Source organism: Rhizobium sp. SEMIA 4085 (assembly GCF_013004495.1).
Classification (GTDB): Bacteria; Pseudomonadota; Alphaproteobacteria; order Rhizobiales; family Rhizobiaceae; genus Rhizobium; species Rhizobium gallicum.
The window spans coordinates 1-14,751 of sequence record NZ_JABEPH010000005.1 but is presented as its reverse complement, the minus strand read 5'-3'; the positions used below and the strand labels follow the sequence as shown (position 1 = coordinate 14,751).

Below are 14,751 nucleotides of genomic sequence, written 5' to 3'. Positions count from 1 at the left end.
GTGGTTTTTTGCCCTCTAGAAAATCGAAATCTTCCCTCAAGAGATATCGCGGCCGCGCAGGCGGCTGTGGAGCATTGCACGGATACGCCGTGCGATGGTGGCGCTGACGTCCTTCCGGTTCGAATCGGAACGGTATTCGATCGCCTCGCCGAAGGAGACTTCGGCATCGAGCGCTGCGCATTTCACGACGTCAACCAGATGCGGTACGAGTTCCACGTCGCCTGGCCAGCCGGCCAGCGGGCGGTGATAGCGGCCCATCGCAACGCCGTGCGCCTTTGTATAGGCAATCGCAACCGGCTGCACGAGGACGGAACCGTTCGGCGAGTGCGGCACAGCCATGGCGGCCGCTCCAAACAGCGAGGATTTGACTTCCAAAAGGCGATTGCCATCCGAGGTCGTGCCTTCGGGAAAGAGCACGATGATCTCGCCGTCCGCCATGCGGGCTGCGATCTCGCTTGCCTGATTGCCGGTCTTCCGCTTCTCTTCACGGACGATGAAGACGCTTTTCTGCAGCCGGGCAAGCAGGCCGAAGATGGGCCAGTCGCGCACTTCGATCTTGGCGATGAAGGCGACATCGGCAACCGAGGACAGGACCATGATATCCATCCACGATGCATGATTAACGCATAGCATCAGCGGTCGGCGCCCCTCAAGCTTGCCGTGGACCTTTACGCGAATGCCGAGGGCGTGGCAGGCAGCGCGGTGCCATAGGCGCGGTAGAATGCGGCGAAGCTTCCAGTCGAAATGGAGGCCGAGAAGCTGGAGGGGCATCAGCAGCATGCTGGCGGCAGCGACGACGACCGCGGCATAGGCGATGCGCAGCCAGACGATCAACGCGAACTCCTTGCGGCTGCGGTCATCGGCTCAGCGTTCGTCTTTCTTCAGCGGAATGCCGTAAAGCTCCAGCCGATGATCGACAAGCTGGAAGCCATGCTCACGGGCAATGCGCTCCTGCAGCGCTTCAATCTCCGGCGAGCGGAATTCGATGACCACGCCGTTCTTCAGGTCTATCAGGTGGTCGTGATGTTCTTCCGGCACCGTTTCATAGCGCGAGCGGCCGTCGCGGAAATCATGGCGGGCGATGCTGCCGGCATCCTCAAAAAGCTTGACGGTCCGATAGACGGTGGAAATCGAAATCTTCGCGTCGACCTTCGCGGAGCGGCGATACAGTTCCTCGACATCCGGGTGATCTGCCGACTCTTCCAGGATGCGGGCGATCACACGGCGCTGTTCGGTCATTCGCATGCCGCGCTCGGTGCAAAGCTCCTCAAGGGTCTTGGCTGCGTCGGTCATTGGCGGCCTTCATTCCAGATTCCAATTCTCAACGGAACTAGCGAAGAACGCGCTTCATGACAAGCGCCGTGGAAACGGTGCCGTTCGCGTCCTTGTAGTATCCGCGGCGCTCGCCGATTTTCTCGAAGCCGAGCTTGTGGTAGAGGCCGAGGGCGGCGGCATTGCCGTCGTCGACTTCCAGGAACATGCTCTCACCCCCGCGCAGCTTGGCTTCACGCATTGCTGCCTGCATGAGCCGCCAGCCGAGGCCGGCACGGGCAACCTTCGCCTGTACGGCGATCGACAGGATTTCCGCTTCGCCTGCGACCTGGCGCGCAAGCACGAAGCCCGGCAGCGGTTTTTTCAAGAAAGCGTTGGTCTGGTGCGCAACGAAGCCGAAGACATTGTCCTGGCTGAGCAGGCTGTGGAATTCACCGTCACCCCAGGGGCGGGCAAATCGTTCGCCATGCAGCGCAGCGACCGCGCGGCAGTCGTCGCTGCCCATCGCGATGATCTCGAATTCGGGTTTCAGAGTGAGATAGGATTCCAGCATGGTCACACTCGCGCGATCGCGAACCCGGCCTGCGGTTTGGCGTCGGGTCCGCGCAGATAAAGGGGCTTCGGCTTTCCTGAACCGGGATCTGCGGCTGCACCGAGGCGTGCCACGATGGAAATTGGAAACTTATTGGCGTGTTCGCTCGTCGCGCCCGGCTTCAGCAGCGGCGCGGCCGAGCCTGTGATCTCGCCGGCAAAGGACGCCGCAATCGTTTTCGCCTCCTCGATCGTCACTGCGCGAGGTTCATCGAGCGCCGGGCCGTCTTCGGAATAAGTCTGGAGATAGATTTCGCCGCGTTTGGCGTCCATGGCGGCAAGAACGGGCCGGCCGGGTGTCTTTTTGCGCTGGGCGGCGGCCATAGTCTCCAGCGTCGTGATGCCGACAGTGGGGATGTTGAGCGCAAGGCCGAAGCCACGAGCTGCCGCGACGCCGACGCGGATGCCGGTAAAGGAGCCAGGACCGATCGTGACGGCAATGCGTTCGACCATCGCGAGTTTCATATCCGCCTGTTTGAGCACGCGGTCGACGATTCCCATCAAATGCTCTGCATGGCCCTTACCGATCAGGTCGGATGCCTCCCCCAGCACCGTATCCCTGCCGCTGTCGTAGAGAGCGGCAGCGCAATCTACACCAGCCGTGTCGAGCGCCAGAACAATCATGCCATCAATTTCCGAATAAAAGCCTACCACAAATTCAGCCGGTGCAATGCCGAGCCGGCCGAATTTTGGACAAATCGTCAGGCGGCGATGACTTCCTGCACTTCGGGAACGAAATGACGAAGCAGGTTCTGGACGCCATGCTTCAGTGTTGCCGTGGACGAGGGGCAGCCGGAACAGGAGCCCTTCATGTTAAGGTAGACCTTGCCATCTTTGAAGCCGCGGAACGTGATGTCGCCGCCATCTTGGGCAACCGCCGGGCGAACGCGGGTTTCAAGTAGCTCCTTGATGGTGAGCACGATGGTCTCGTCGGCCTCATCGAAGAATTCACCGCCGGCATCGAGCTCTTCCGAAAGCACGGAGGCATCACCCATGACCGGCTTCCCGGACATGAAGTGTTCCATGATGGAGCCAAGGATGGCGGGCTTCAGGTGCTGCCACTCCTGGTTCTCCTTGGAGACAGAAATGAAGTCATAGCCGAAATAGACACCGGTTACGCCCGGGATTTCAAAAAGGCGCGCAGCAAGCGGCGACGCCTGGGCTTCCTCGGCGCTGCGGAACTCGGCCGTGCCGGTCTCCATCACCACCTTGCCCGGCAGGAACTTCTGTGTGGCCGGATTCGGTGTGGCTTCGGTCTGAATGAACATTTCGCTCTCCATGCGGGCCAGGTCGTCGCTCAGGCCGTCTTTAGAATTCTTCAAAAGAAAATAAGCCGATTGGCGGCGCTAATCAAGAGACAAAGACTCCAGAAATAGCCGCATTCTGCATCACGCCTTAGGCCAGCGCATCCAGTTCTTCGTTCGTCAGCGTGTCAGGCAGCACGGTGACGGGGATCGGAAAAGCCGCGGCTTTTCCCACAACGGACGACACCAGCGGTCCCGGTCCTTCCTTGGCGGAGCTTGCGGCCAGCACCAGGATCGCGATGTCGCGGTCTTCTTCGATCACCGCATTGATTTCCTCGACCGCACTTCCCTCGCGGATAACGATTTCCGGCTCGATGCCGATCGTTTCGCGGACCACCTGTGCCGATTTGGCGACAACGGCCTCGGCCTCCTCACGGGCTTCGGCCCGCATGATCTCCTCGACGCCCAGCCATTGCTGAAAATCGCCCTCGGGAATCACGTAGACAAGCACCAGCCCGCCATTGGAATTCTTGGCGCGCCGGCCGGCATAATGCACAGCGCTCTGGCATTCAGGTGTGCCATCGATCACCGCCATGAATTTGCGGCGATGCCCTTCGAGCCGTGAGAGTCGCTTTGATACCATGGCGCGGACTCTGACACCCTAACCGGGAAATTTGCAAGCCCCCGTCACCGTGGCCCTCGCGGGTCTTCGCAGGATAATACACCAGCAGGTGAACACAGATGTTAACGCACGGGAGCTCGCCGTCAGCGGCATGCCTAGTAGAGGAAGCCGATGATGTCACGGACATCCTTCATGGTCGCTTCGGCGCGCGCCCGAGCACGCTCTCCGCCATTGCGCAGGATTGCGTCGATATGGCTCGTATCGTCCATCAGACGGCGCATTTCGCCGGTGATCGGCGAGAGCACCTGAACGGCGAGGGCGACCAGCGCCGGCTTGAAGACGGAGAACTGTTGGCCGCCGAATTCGGCAAGTACCTCAGTCTTCGTCTTGTCGGCAAGAGCCGCATAGATGCCGACGAGATTGTCGGCTTCCGGGCGGCCCTTCAGGCCCTCGACCTCGCTCGGCAAGCCGTCCGGATCGGTCTTCGCCTTGCGGATCTTCTTCGAGATGGCTTCCTCGTCATCCAGCAGATTGATGCGCGAGAGATCGGACGGATCGGATTTCGACATCTTCTTCGTGCCGTCGCGCAGCGACATCACGCGCGGAGCAGGGCCTTCGATCAACGGTTCGACCATCGGAAAATAGGCGTGCACCGGCTCGTCGCCGACGGTAATGTCGATGCCGCGGCCGGCACGGCGAATGTGTTCCTGATAATCAAGGTTGAACTTCATCGCGATATCGCGGGCGAGTTCAAGATGCTGTTTCTGGTCGTCACCGACCGGAACATGCGTGCCGCGATAGACGAGGATGTCGGCCGCCATCAGGCTCGGATAGGCAAGCAGGCCGAGGGAAGCATTTTCGCGGTCCTTGCCGGCCTTGTCCTTGAACTGCGTCATGCGGTTCATCCAGCCGATGCGGGCAACGCAATTGAAGATCCAGGCGAGCTCGGCATGCTGCGGCACGGCCGACTGGTTGAAGACGATATGCTTTTTTGGATCGATGCCGGAGGCGATAAAGGCTGCGGCGATTGAGCGGATCTGGCCCGGCAGGTCGTCGTGCACGAGCTGCGCCGTGAGGGAGTGCAGGTCGACGACGCAATAGATGCAATCGTTGCCTTCCTGCAGTGCCACGAACTTGCGGATCGCGCCGAGATAGTTGCCGAGATGGAGATTGCCGGTCGGCTGAACGCCAGAAAATACGAGCTCTTTGAATTCGGTCACGTTGTCCTCGATCAGGCTGGTGGAGGGCCCCAGGGCTCAGTCGCCCATGTTGCTAACGCGGCGGCTTATGCACGCGCTCCGTGCTGCAATCAAGAGGCGGTCGGTGCGGCATGCCGGATCAGGTCAAAAGTATTGCCGTAAGGATCGGAAAATACGGCCACCGTGCCGTAAATCTCACGCCGGGGCTGTTCCAAAAAGCGCACGCCCCTGGCCAGCATGGCGGCATGATCTCGCGCAAAATCATCGGTCTTCAAAAAGAACCCGACGCGGCCGCCGGTTTGATTTCCGATCGCCGCTTTCTGTGTCTCGTTGACTGCTTTGGCAAGGAGGAACGCCGCTCCGTCCCCACCCTTCGGTTTGACCACCACCCAGCGCTTGCCCTCCGGCCGCACTTCGTCCTGCAGGCAGTCGAAGCCAAGCGCTCCGCAATAAAAGGCCTTTGCACGATCGTAGTCGTCGACGAGGAGAGTGACCAGGAAGAGGGATTGGGACATTTGCAAGCCTCCAGTTGCCGGGGTTTGTTGATCTGTCGCGGTGTCGTGGGGCAGGTGCAAGCGCCGTGCGAAAGGATTGGCATCTTTTTATTGCCCCAATCTCCAGCGTTTAAAGGCCGCTATTTCGCATTATGCATTCCGTTCTTAAGTTTCACAGCCCTTCTAATACAAGCTTGGTGCAAGGCCTTGTTTTTCATCGAAAGGTAGAGAGTAATTTATACTCAATTTGAGTTATAACTTTTATATAGAGTCCAGCAATATGAGGATGATTCACTTTTCGCGTAAGTATAAAATTTCACAAATTGGCCATTTTTTGAATGAACGTTCTCGGCGCCAATCCGAGCCCGGCGAAAGACCAGCCGCGCTCTACCTGGAGGGGACGTCATGCATACGATTTTATCACTCGTTCTTGCTGGCTTGTTCGCTTTGTCCTGTTACGCCGAGGCAGGCGCGCAGAATGCTAAAAAACCCCCAGTAAGACTTCTTAAACACACCACGTCACAGCCCTATACCGTTCAGACCGTCAGCGTCAAAGTCGGCTGCTTCCCGCCGAAACTGAGAGCCATTCTCGCGCATATCGCCGCCAAGACCGGCCGAACACCGATGGTCACGTCCGGTCTTCGGCATTCCGGACGTGCGCATTCTCAGCATCGCCATTGCAACGCCGCCGACATTCGCGTGCCGGGCTTATCGGAACGGACGATCGTCGCGGCAGCGCAGACGGCGCCGGGTATCGGCGGGATCGGGCGCCACCGCCACGGCCTCGGCCACGGCGGAATCGGGCCGGAGCGGGGCCGGGCCCCCTTGTGAGAACCAGGCTGCGGTGGGCCCCGCGGCGTTGGGGGCGAGCGTCCGGTGTGAGGTTGGCCGGGGCAGGGCGAGGTCGGCGCCGCCGATCAAAAAGGCGGTCGCGAAATAGACGATCATCGAAATGGCGATCAAAAGGCCGAGCGTACCGACCTTGGTCGCCAGGTGGGCACTGGAAGCGAGCCAGGGTTCCCAGCGATGCTGCAGGAAGACGATGACACCGCTCATCACGGATGCCGAAACAACGAGCAGAGCTGCCCGACGAGCGAGCGCCCATTCCCAGGCCAGATGGCCGCGGCGAAGCAGCGTTGCGAAAAGCAGAACCGTGCTGATCCAGCCGGCGGTTGCTTCAGCCACTGCAATGCCCGGTGCGCCAAGATAGGGAAAAAGCGTCAGAGCCGTGGCGCAGTTGACGCCGACAGCAACGGCTGAAAAGCGCATCGGCGTCTTGGTATCCTCGCGGGCGTAGAAGCCCGGCTGCAGCGCCTTGATGAGCACGAAGGCCGGCAGGCCGATGCCGTAGATCGCGAGGATCGAGCCGACAAGCGCTGTGTTCTGCTGATCGAAGGCGCCACGTTCGTAAAGCACGCGGATGATCTCGTCAGCGAGGACCCAAAGGGCGAAGGCGGCGGGGATCGTCAGGAACAGCACGAATTCGATCGAGCGGTTCTGCAGGTTCCCGGCTTCGCGCAGATTGCCGCCCTTCAGTGCACGGGCAAGCTCCGGCAACAATACGACACCGACGGCAACGCCAACGACGCCGAGCGGCAGCTGGTAGATGCGATCCGCATATTGCAGGGCGGCGATCGCACCATCGCGGGACGAGGCGATCGCCTGGCCGATCAGCTGGTTGATCTGTGTGATGCCGCCTGTGACAGCGGCGGGGACTGCGAGGATCAGCAGCCGCTTGACGTTCGGCGTCATTCGCGGGAAGCGAAAGCCAATGCTCATGCCTGCGTGGAGGACGCCGACATAGACGACGGCGAGCTGCAGGATACCAGCGGCCAGTACGCCCCAGGAGAGATACCAGGCGGTCGCGAGCGGGTCTGCGCCAGAATAGAGCGCGTAGGCGAGCGCACCAATCATCACGACATTGAGGAAAATGGGCGCGACCGCTGCGGCGAAGAAGTGGTGCAGCGAATTCAGCATGCCGCTCATCATCGCCGTCAGCGACATGCACATGAGATAGGGGAACATCACTGCCGCCATGCGGATGGTGATTGAGAACTTATCCGGATCGTCGGCAAAGCCCGGCGCGATGATGAAGCGTACGAGCAGCGGCATGCAAAGTTCCATCACGATGGTGATGAGCAGCAGCACCGAAAAAAGCACTCCGAAAACCTCTTCGGAAAACCGCTTTGCTCCTTCCGTGCCGTTCGCTTCGATCTCTTTGGCGAAGAGCGGCACGAAGGCTGCGTTGAAGGCGCCTTCGGCAAACAGCCGGCGGAAGAGGTTGGGAAAGCGGAAGGCCGCGTAGAAGACGTCAGCCATGGAGCCGGTGCCGAGGGCGGCCGCCATCAACGTCTCGCGGGCAAAGCCGAAGATGCGGCTGCCGAGGGTTGCGCCGCCGACGGTGGCGAATTTCTTGACGAGGCTCATGCCGGCGGCCCGGCTTTCTTTTCGCCCGGCTGCGATGTCCGCGCGGAGGCGGCGGGCGCGATGATGCCGGACGGCATGCGCTCGCGAAGCTCATCTTCTTCGCCGGCCATCACCGCCTTCAGCCGGGCGGTGATATTGGCCCGCTTGGTGTCGCTGGAAATTTTCTGGCCGACGAGGTCTGTGACATAGAAGGTGTCTATGACCTTTTCGCCAAAGGTGGTGATGCGGGCTGACTGGATGTCGAGCGAAAGATCAGAAAGCATCGCGGTGATTTCCGAAAGCAGGCCGGTGCGGTCAAGGCATTCGACTTCGATGACGGTGAACTTGTTCGATAGGTTGTTGGTGATGTTGACCGAAGGCGGAATGACGAAGGCCTTGCTCCTCTTGCGGTTCTTCGTGCGCGTGGCGATGACTTCCGGCAGCCGCTTGTGGCCCGACAGTACGTCTTCGATCATGCGCCCGATCGTGCCGGCGCGGCGAAGCTCGTCCGCATCATCCTGGAATTCGCGGCTGACATGGATCGTATCCAGCGCGCGCCCGTCCGACGTCGTGAAAATCTGCGCATCGACAATGTTGGCTCCTGCTGCAGCACATGCACCGGCAATAACGGCGAGCAGGCGCGGGTGGTCTGGCGAGAGCACGGTGATTTCGGTGATCGCGTGGAAACTGTCCGTTCGCACGGTTGTCGCGAGCGCCTGGCCGTTCTTGTCCGCCTGGCGGATGAAATCGGCGTGACGGACTTGGTCTTCCAGCGGCACGGAAAGCAGGTAAGGCTGGTAGTGCAGCTTGCTGTAGGTCTTGCGATCCTTCTGGCTCCAATCGGAAAGCGCGTTGAACAGCGCTTCGGCCGCGGAATTGGCGCGCTCCTTGCGCGAGACCTCCGAAAAGCCGCCGGCAAGCAGCAGTTCGGTCTCGTAATAGAGCGTCCTCAGCAGCTGGCCCTTCCAGCCGTTCCAGACGCCGGGGCCGACGGCGCGGATGTCGCAGATCGTCAGGACCAGCAGCATCTTCAGGCGATCGAGCGATTGAACGCGATCGGCGAAGTCGGTAATCGTCTTGCGGTCGGTGAGATCGCGGGTCTGGGCAACCATCGACATCGTCAGATGCTCCTCTATCAGCCAGACGACGAGTTCCGTCTGCTTCTGCGACAGGCCGAAGCGGGAGCAGAGTTTGCGGGCGACGCGGGCGCCGGCGATCGAATGGTCTTCCTGGCGGCCCTTGGCGATGTCGTGGAGAAGGACTGCGACATAAAGCGCCTCCCGGTCTTCGATCCCCGGCATCAGCTTGTTGGCGAGTGGATGCAGGTCGTCGGCCTTGCCCTTGTCGATTTCCGAGAGCACGTCGACGGTACGGATCAGATGCTCATCCACTGTATAGTGGTGGTACATGTTGAACTGCATCATCGCGACGATCTTGCCGAATTCCGGAATGAAGCGGCCAAGTACGCCTGCTTCGTTCATGCGGCGCAAAATGAGCGCCGGGTCGCCGTTGGAGGTGAGGATCGACATGAAGAGGCGGTTCGCCTCGTCGTTTTCGCGCAGGTTGTTGTCGATGAGGTTGAGCGATCGGGTGACCCGCTTCAGAGCATCGGGATGGAACTCGAGGCCATTGATATCGGCAACGTGGAAGAGGCGAATGATGCTGACGGGATCGTGCTTGAACACGTCCGGGCTGGCGAGCGCGATGCGACCGCGATCCTCCATGAATTCGGTGCTGCCGGCGATCTTGCGGCTGCGATGGGCAAAACGGCTGATCACCCCGGTGAGCCCGGGCGTCGATTTTGCCTGCTGGTCTTCGAGAGCCGCGCAGAGGATGCGCGTCAGGTCGCCGACGTCCTTTGCCACCAGGAAGTAGTGCTTCATGAAGCGCTCGACGGCCGAAAGGCCGGGGCGCGAGTGATATCCGAGCGCTTCGGCAATCTCCCGCTGGATGTCGAAAGAAAGCCGTTCCTCCGCCTTGCCGGTCAGAAAGTGCATGTGGCAGCGCACCGCCCAGAGGAAATCGTCGGCCTTCTCGAACACGCGGTACTCATGCTTGGAGAGAACGCCGAGAGCTACGAGTTCGGCCGTGTCGCGGACGTGATAGTAGTATTTCGAGATCCAGAAGAGCGTGTGGAGATCGCGCAGCCCGCCCTTGCCCTCCTTGACGTTGGGTTCGACGAGGTAGCGTGTGTCGCCTGCCTTGCGGTGGCGTTCATCGCGTTCGGCAAGTTTGGCGGCGATAAATTCCGGTCCTGTGCCGGTCACGATCTCCTTGTCGAAGCGGGTCTCAAGCTCCGTTGCAAGCGATTTCAGGCCGCAGATGTAGCGCATCTCGAGGATCGCCGTGCGGATCGTCATGTCGGACCTGGAGAGCGCCATGCACTCCTCGATCGTCCTTGTCGCGTGGCCGACCTTGAAGCCCATATCCCAAAGGACATAGAGCATGAACTCGACAGCCTTGTGCGTCTCCTCTGCTGGTCTTGGCTGAAAGAGGAAGAGCAGGTCGATGTCGGAGCCCGGCGCCAGCGTATCGCGGCCGTAGCCGCCGACCGCCGTCACGGCGAACTTGTCCTTCTGCTGCGGGAACATATGTGCGCTGACGAACTCGTAGAGTACCGTGATGATCTGGTCCTGCAGCCAGGAGATGCGCCGGGCGCAGCCAAGTCCGCTGCCATCGGCAGATAGAAGCTCGCAGGCCTTTTGGCGCCCGTCGCTGCTTGCCTTTTTGAGCATGGCAAGCAGGTCGGAGCGCATGACGTCCGGCCGGGTCTTGTTGGCTTCGGCAACGGCGTCGCAGAGTCTTTGCAACAGGGCCGTGTCGAGAATTTCTGAGAAATCGATCTCACTCATCGTCGCCATGCGCGGAGCGGCTTCCTGTTCGCGCGGTGCGACCGCGTCTCGTTTCGTCTGCATGCGCTATAGCCTCTTTACCCCGCGTTTGACACGGGCCTTCATACTGCAAGAACCCTTAATTTTGGCGAAAAGGTGGTTGCCTTCCACTTGCGGAGGCGAAGACGAACAGCTTTAAGCCGCGCCTTGCATATTCACCGAATAAAGGACTTTGCGCGCCTCGCTGGTAATCTCCTCCAGCGTCGGCCTGTCGCATTCGCGGTAGCCCGCTTTGGCAATGGCCGCCGCAAGGTCGCAGATGATGGCGCAGGATTGAGTGATTTCGAGCAGGCCGACTGGCGAGTTCCAGCTGCGCGGATTACCGTGCTCGTCGGCGTTACGCAGCGCTTCGAGCACGGTGAACATATCGGCGAGGCGCTGTGTTTCACGGACAAGGCTGCGCATGAACATTTAGGCTTCCTACTTCAACTGCTTCTTGAGACCGTAAAGCGCCTCGAGCGCCTCGCGCGGCGTCATGTCGTCGAGGCTCATTCCCTTCAACGCTTCCTCGATCTTGGACGGTCCTCGATTGGCATCCTCGCGCCGAACCGCGACTTGAAACAGCGGCAGATCGTCGATCAGTTGGCTTGCCGGGTTCTTGCGGTCGGCATCTTCCAGGCGCGTCAGCACGTCGCGGGCGCGTGCGACGACAGACGCTGGCAGGCCGGCGAGCCTGGCCACCTGGATGCCATACGAACGGTCCGCCGCACCCGGTCTCCTGTCGTGCAGGAAGATGACGTCGCCGTCCCATTCCTTGACGCGCATGGTGGCGTTGGATAGTCGCGCAAGCTTTTCCGACAGCACCGTCAGTTCGTGGAAATGCGTGGCGAAGAGACCGCGGCATCGGTTTGCCTCATGCAGATGTTCCACGGCCGCCCAGGCAATCGAAAGGCCGTCGAAGGTCGCAGTGCCGCGGCCGATCTCATCGAGGATGACGAGAGAGCGGTCGGTCGCCTGGTTGAGGATCGCGGCTGTCTCGACCATCTCGACCATGAAGGTCGAGCGCCCTCGTGCCAGGTCGTCCGAGGCGCCGACGCGGGAGAAGAGGCGGTCGACGATGCCGATGTGAGCGGAGGTCGCGGGCACGAAGGAGCCCATCTGCGCCAGGATAGCGATCAACGCGTTCTGGCGCAGGAATGTCGACTTACCGCCCATATTCGGACCGGTCAGCAGCCAGATCGCCCCATCTTTGCCGTCCGCCACAGGCGAGAGATCGCAATTATTGGCAACAAACGGACCCGAGGACTGACGCCGCAGCGCCTGTTCGACAACGGGATGGCGCCCGCCTTCGATTGTGAACATTTTCGAGGCATCGACGAGCGGGCGGCAATAGGCCTGTTCCTCCGCCAAAAGCGCAAGGGCGGCAGCAACGTCGATGATGGCAAGCGCTCGGGCGCCGGCCTTGATCGCCTCGGCTTCAGCGACGACGGCGGCCGTCATCCGGTCGAAGGCTTCGAGCTCGATCTGCAACGCGCGGTCCGCCGCGTTTGCGATCCGGCTTTCCAGGTCGGCAAGCTCGGTCGTCGTAAAGCGCATGGCATTCGCCATCGTCTGGCGATGGATGAAGCGGGCTTTGGCCTCCGGCGCATCCGTCATCGGCCCGGCATTGCCGGCCGTCACTTCGATGAAATAGCCGAGGATATTGTTGTGCTTGATCTTCAAAGACCTGATGCCGGTCTCGTCGGCATACTGGAGCTGCAATCCGGCGATCACCCGGCGCGACTGATCGCGAAGCGCCCGCACTTCATCGAGATCGGCATTGGCGCCGTCCCGCAGGAAGCCCCCGTCGCGCTTCAACAGCGGCAGTTCGTCGGCGAGCATCTCCGCAAGCAGAGATTGGAGAGCTGTAGGCAAGGCCTGCAACCCGGAAAGGGCCGCATCGAGTTCTTGCGGCAAAAGCGCATTGCCGAGCAGCTTTGCAAGATCGGAAGCAGCGCCAAGTCCTTGCCGGATCGCCCAGAGATCGCGCGGGCCGCCGCGGTCGAGCGCAAGGCGGGAGAGTGCGCGTGGCATGTCCGGCACGTGCTTCAGCGCGTCGCGCAGGTCGCCGCAAAGCCTGGGCTCCTCGATCAGGAAACCGATCGAATCCAGCCGCTCGTTGATGCGGGCGGGATCGGTCAGCGGGGACATCAGCCGTTCTGCGAGAAGGCGGGCTCCTCCACCGGTGACCGTCCGGTCGATTGCTTTCAGCAGTGAGCCGTTGCGGTCGCCGGACAGCGTGCGGGCGAGCTCCAGATTGGCGCGGGTCGCGGGATCTATGAAGAGCGTCGAGGCGCCGCTCTCGCGCTCCGGTTTGCCAAGCGCCGGGCGTTCGGCGATCTGTGTCTTCTCGACATAGGCAACAGCCGCCGCCGCTGCCGCAAGCTCGGCGCGGGAGAAAGTGCCGAATCCGTCGAGCGTCGAAACGCCGAAATAGCGCGCGATGCGGTTTTCTGCTGTCGCACTGTCGAAAAGCACGGAGGGCTGTGGCACGGCCGTGCGGCCAAGCACGTCGAAGACCGGCTTCAGCTCGGGATCGTGAAACATCGTATCCGGCAGGATCAGTTCGCGGGGATCGATGCGCAAGATGTCGGCAAGCAGCCGTGATGTCTCAGTTTCGGCCAGCCGGAAGACGCCGGTAGAGATGTCGATCCAGGCCAGCGCCATCAGCGGTTCGGACGCGCCTCTCACCCGGGTAAGCGCCATTAGATAGTTCGATTCAGAGGGTGATAGCAGCTTTTCTTCGGTGATGGTTCCCGGCGTGACAAGGCGGATGACGTCGCGTTTGACGACGGATTTCGAGCCCCGCTTCCTCGCCTCCGCCGGGTCTTCCACCTGTTCGCAGACGGCGACCCGGAAGCCCAGTCCAATCAGCTTCTGCAGGTAATCGTCTGCCGCATGCACGGGAACGCCGCACATCGGGATATCTTGCCCCATGTGCTGACCGCGCTTCGTGAGCGTAATGCCGAGCGCACGCGAGGCTTCCAGGGCGTCTTCGAAGAACAATTCGTAGAAATCGCCCATTCGATAGAAGAGCAGCGAGTCGGGATTGTTCGCCTTGATCTCGATGAATTGCTCCATCATCGGCGTGGCCGAGGCACGGCTTTCCTCCGTGGATAGCTCGGCAGCCGAAAAGGCTTCGTTCCTGGCGTCTATTCGTTGGTTCACGGAGTAGCAATTTTCCAAAAAAACAGGTGCCAACCCTAGCCGCCCGCCGCTATAGATGACAACCGCCATTGAGGAAGAGCAAGGCGTCACCCACAGGACGTTGGAGGAAGAATGCCCGATATCGAAAAGAAGCCGCAGCCGGTGACGTCCGTTACCGACAATGAAGCGCTCGAGTTTCATGCCATGGGGCGGCCCGGGAAGCTGGAAATCAACCCGACGAAACCGATGGCGACGCAGCGTGATCTGTCGCTGGCCTATTCGCCGGGCGTCGCGGTGCCGGTAAAGGCCATCGCCGCCGATCCGGGCACTGCCTACGACTACACAACGCGCGGCAATATGGTGGCTGTCATCTCCAACGGCACAGCAATTTTGGGCCTCGGCAACCTCGGCGCCTTGGCATCCAAGCCGGTGATGGAAGGCAAATCCGTCCTCTTCAAGCGCTTTGCCGATGTCGATTCCATCGACCTTGAGGTCGACACGGAAAACGTCGACGAGTTCATCAACTGTGTGCGTTTCCTTGGCCCGTCTTTCGGCGGCATCAATCTGGAGGACATCAAAGCGCCAGACTGCTTCATCATCGAGCAGCGTCTGCGCGAGCTGATGGATATTCCGGTCTTTCACGACGACCAGCACGGCACGGCGATCATTGCAACGGCCGGCCTCATCAATGCCTTGGAGCTGACGGGACGTGACCTGAAGACGACGAAACTCGTCTGCAACGGCGCAGGAGCTGCCGCCATCGCCTGTGTCGAGCTCATCAAGTCGATGGGTTTTACGCCTGAAAACATCACCCTTGTCGACACCAAGGGCGTAATCTATCAGGGCCGCACCGAGGCCATGAACCAGTGGAAAGCGGCACCCGCGGTCAAGACAAAGGCCAGAACG

At 60.9% G+C, this 14,751-nt stretch carries 13 protein-coding genes and 1 pseudogene; 2 read left to right on the top strand and 12 right to left on the bottom strand.

Annotated elements, in window-relative coordinates; genetic code table 11:
* Positions 1 to 36: 36 nt before the first annotated feature.
* The 8 genes from C9413_RS01365 to C9413_RS01330 all read right to left on the bottom strand — a co-directional run bounded on the left by C9413_RS01365 (position 37) and on the right by C9413_RS01330 (position 5,443).
* Positions 37 to 834, bottom strand: a complete 798-nt coding sequence (locus tag C9413_RS01365) for a lysophospholipid acyltransferase family protein (RefSeq protein WP_039843716.1) — start codon at positions 832 to 834, stop codon at positions 37 to 39.
* 30 nt (positions 835 to 864) lie between these two features.
* The gene (locus C9413_RS01360) at positions 865 to 1,293 is read right to left on the bottom strand and encodes a Fur family transcriptional regulator (RefSeq protein WP_170250124.1); all 429 of its coding nucleotides are present in this window, start codon (positions 1,291 to 1,293) and stop codon (positions 865 to 867) included.
* 37 nt (positions 1,294 to 1,330) lie between these two features.
* A complete protein-coding gene (locus C9413_RS01355; RefSeq protein ID WP_039843717.1) occupies positions 1,331 to 1,825 on the bottom strand; it encodes an N-acetyltransferase in 495 nt (164 codons plus the stop codon).
* Between the two features lie 2 nt (positions 1,826 to 1,827).
* Positions 1,828 to 2,487, bottom strand: a complete 660-nt coding sequence (gene tsaB, locus C9413_RS01350; RefSeq protein ID WP_039843718.1) for a tRNA (adenosine(37)-N6)-threonylcarbamoyltransferase complex dimerization subunit type 1 TsaB — start codon at positions 2,485 to 2,487, stop codon at positions 1,828 to 1,830.
* Positions 2,488 to 2,564: 77 nt separating this feature from the next.
* Complete coding sequence (locus tag C9413_RS01345) at positions 2,565 to 3,131, bottom strand: NifU family protein (RefSeq protein WP_022713477.1); 567 nt, start codon at positions 3,129 to 3,131, stop codon at positions 2,565 to 2,567.
* A 127-nt stretch (positions 3,132 to 3,258) separates the two neighbouring features.
* Complete coding sequence (locus C9413_RS01340) at positions 3,259 to 3,750, bottom strand: universal stress protein (protein WP_039843719.1); 492 nt, start codon at positions 3,748 to 3,750, stop codon at positions 3,259 to 3,261.
* A 134-nt stretch (positions 3,751 to 3,884) separates the two neighbouring features.
* Positions 3,885 to 4,949, bottom strand: a complete 1,065-nt coding sequence (gene trpS / locus C9413_RS01335) for a tryptophan--tRNA ligase (RefSeq protein WP_170250123.1) — start codon at positions 4,947 to 4,949, stop codon at positions 3,885 to 3,887.
* A gap of 89 nt (positions 4,950 to 5,038) precedes the next feature.
* Positions 5,039 to 5,443, bottom strand: a complete 405-nt coding sequence (locus C9413_RS01330; protein ID WP_039843721.1) for a VOC family protein — start codon at positions 5,441 to 5,443, stop codon at positions 5,039 to 5,041.
* Between the two features lie 384 nt (positions 5,444 to 5,827).
* Here C9413_RS01330 and C9413_RS01325 point away from each other — a divergent pair, with 384 nt between their 5' ends.
* On the top strand, positions 5,828 to 6,253 hold the full coding sequence (locus C9413_RS01325; protein ID WP_170250122.1) for a D-Ala-D-Ala carboxypeptidase family metallohydrolase: 426 nt from the start codon (positions 5,828 to 5,830) through the stop codon (positions 6,251 to 6,253).
* Positions 6,254 to 6,310: 57 nt separating this feature from the next.
* On the opposite strand, the pseudogene murJ reads toward C9413_RS01325, so the two are convergent.
* The 4 genes and pseudogenes from murJ to mutS all read right to left on the bottom strand — a co-directional run.
* A pseudogene (gene murJ / locus C9413_RS01320) lies at positions 6,311 to 7,849 on the bottom strand (murein biosynthesis integral membrane protein MurJ); the annotation flags it as partial.
* The gene (locus C9413_RS01315) at positions 7,846 to 10,743 is read right to left on the bottom strand and encodes a [protein-PII] uridylyltransferase (RefSeq protein WP_039843724.1); all 2,898 of its coding nucleotides are present in this window, start codon (positions 10,741 to 10,743) and stop codon (positions 7,846 to 7,848) included. The gene C9413_RS01315 and the pseudogene murJ, both read right to left, overlap by 4 nt.
* 111 nt (positions 10,744 to 10,854) lie before the next feature.
* The gene (locus C9413_RS01310) at positions 10,855 to 11,130 is read right to left on the bottom strand and encodes a hypothetical protein (RefSeq protein ID WP_039843725.1); all 276 of its coding nucleotides are present in this window, start codon (positions 11,128 to 11,130) and stop codon (positions 10,855 to 10,857) included.
* Positions 11,131 to 11,139: 9 nt separating this feature from the next.
* Positions 11,140 to 13,866: a DNA mismatch repair protein MutS gene (mutS, locus tag C9413_RS01305; RefSeq protein WP_170250121.1), complete on the bottom strand. Its 2,727-nt coding sequence runs from the start codon at positions 13,864 to 13,866 to the stop codon at positions 11,140 to 11,142.
* Between the two features lie 111 nt (positions 13,867 to 13,977).
* Between mutS and C9413_RS01300 the strand changes: the two genes are divergently transcribed.
* Positions 13,978 to 14,751: malic enzyme-like NAD(P)-binding protein (locus tag C9413_RS01300; protein ID WP_281408597.1), on the top strand; the 774-nt coding region annotated here is incomplete at its 3' end.

Bases quoted from the DNA above. Each gene is read 5' to 3' on its own strand.
- C9413_RS01360 (WP_170250124.1), bottom strand. From the start codon at position 1,293: ATGACCGACGCAGCCAAGACCCTTGAGGAGCTTTGCACCGAGCGCGGC.
- C9413_RS01355 (WP_039843717.1), bottom strand. From the start codon at position 1,825: ATGCTGGAATCCTATCTCACTCTGAAACCCGAATTCGAGATCATCGCG.
- tsaB (WP_039843718.1), bottom strand. From the start codon at position 2,487: ATGATTGTTCTGGCGCTCGACACGGCTGGTGTAGATTGCGCTGCCGCT.
- C9413_RS01345 (WP_022713477.1), bottom strand. From the start codon at position 3,131: ATGTTCATTCAGACCGAAGCCACACCGAATCCGGCCACACAGAAGTTC.
- C9413_RS01340 (WP_039843719.1), bottom strand. From the start codon at position 3,750: ATGGTATCAAAGCGACTCTCACGGCTCGAAGGGCATCGCCGCAAATTC.
- C9413_RS01330 (WP_039843721.1), bottom strand. From the start codon at position 5,443: ATGTCCCAATCCCTCTTCCTGGTCACTCTCCTCGTCGACGACTACGAT.
- C9413_RS01325 (WP_170250122.1), top strand. From the start codon at position 5,828: ATGCATACGATTTTATCACTCGTTCTTGCTGGCTTGTTCGCTTTGTCC.
- C9413_RS01315 (WP_039843724.1), bottom strand. From the start codon at position 10,743: ATGCAGACGAAACGAGACGCGGTCGCACCGCGCGAACAGGAAGCCGCT.
- C9413_RS01310 (WP_039843725.1), bottom strand. From the start codon at position 11,130: ATGTTCATGCGCAGCCTTGTCCGTGAAACACAGCGCCTCGCCGATATG.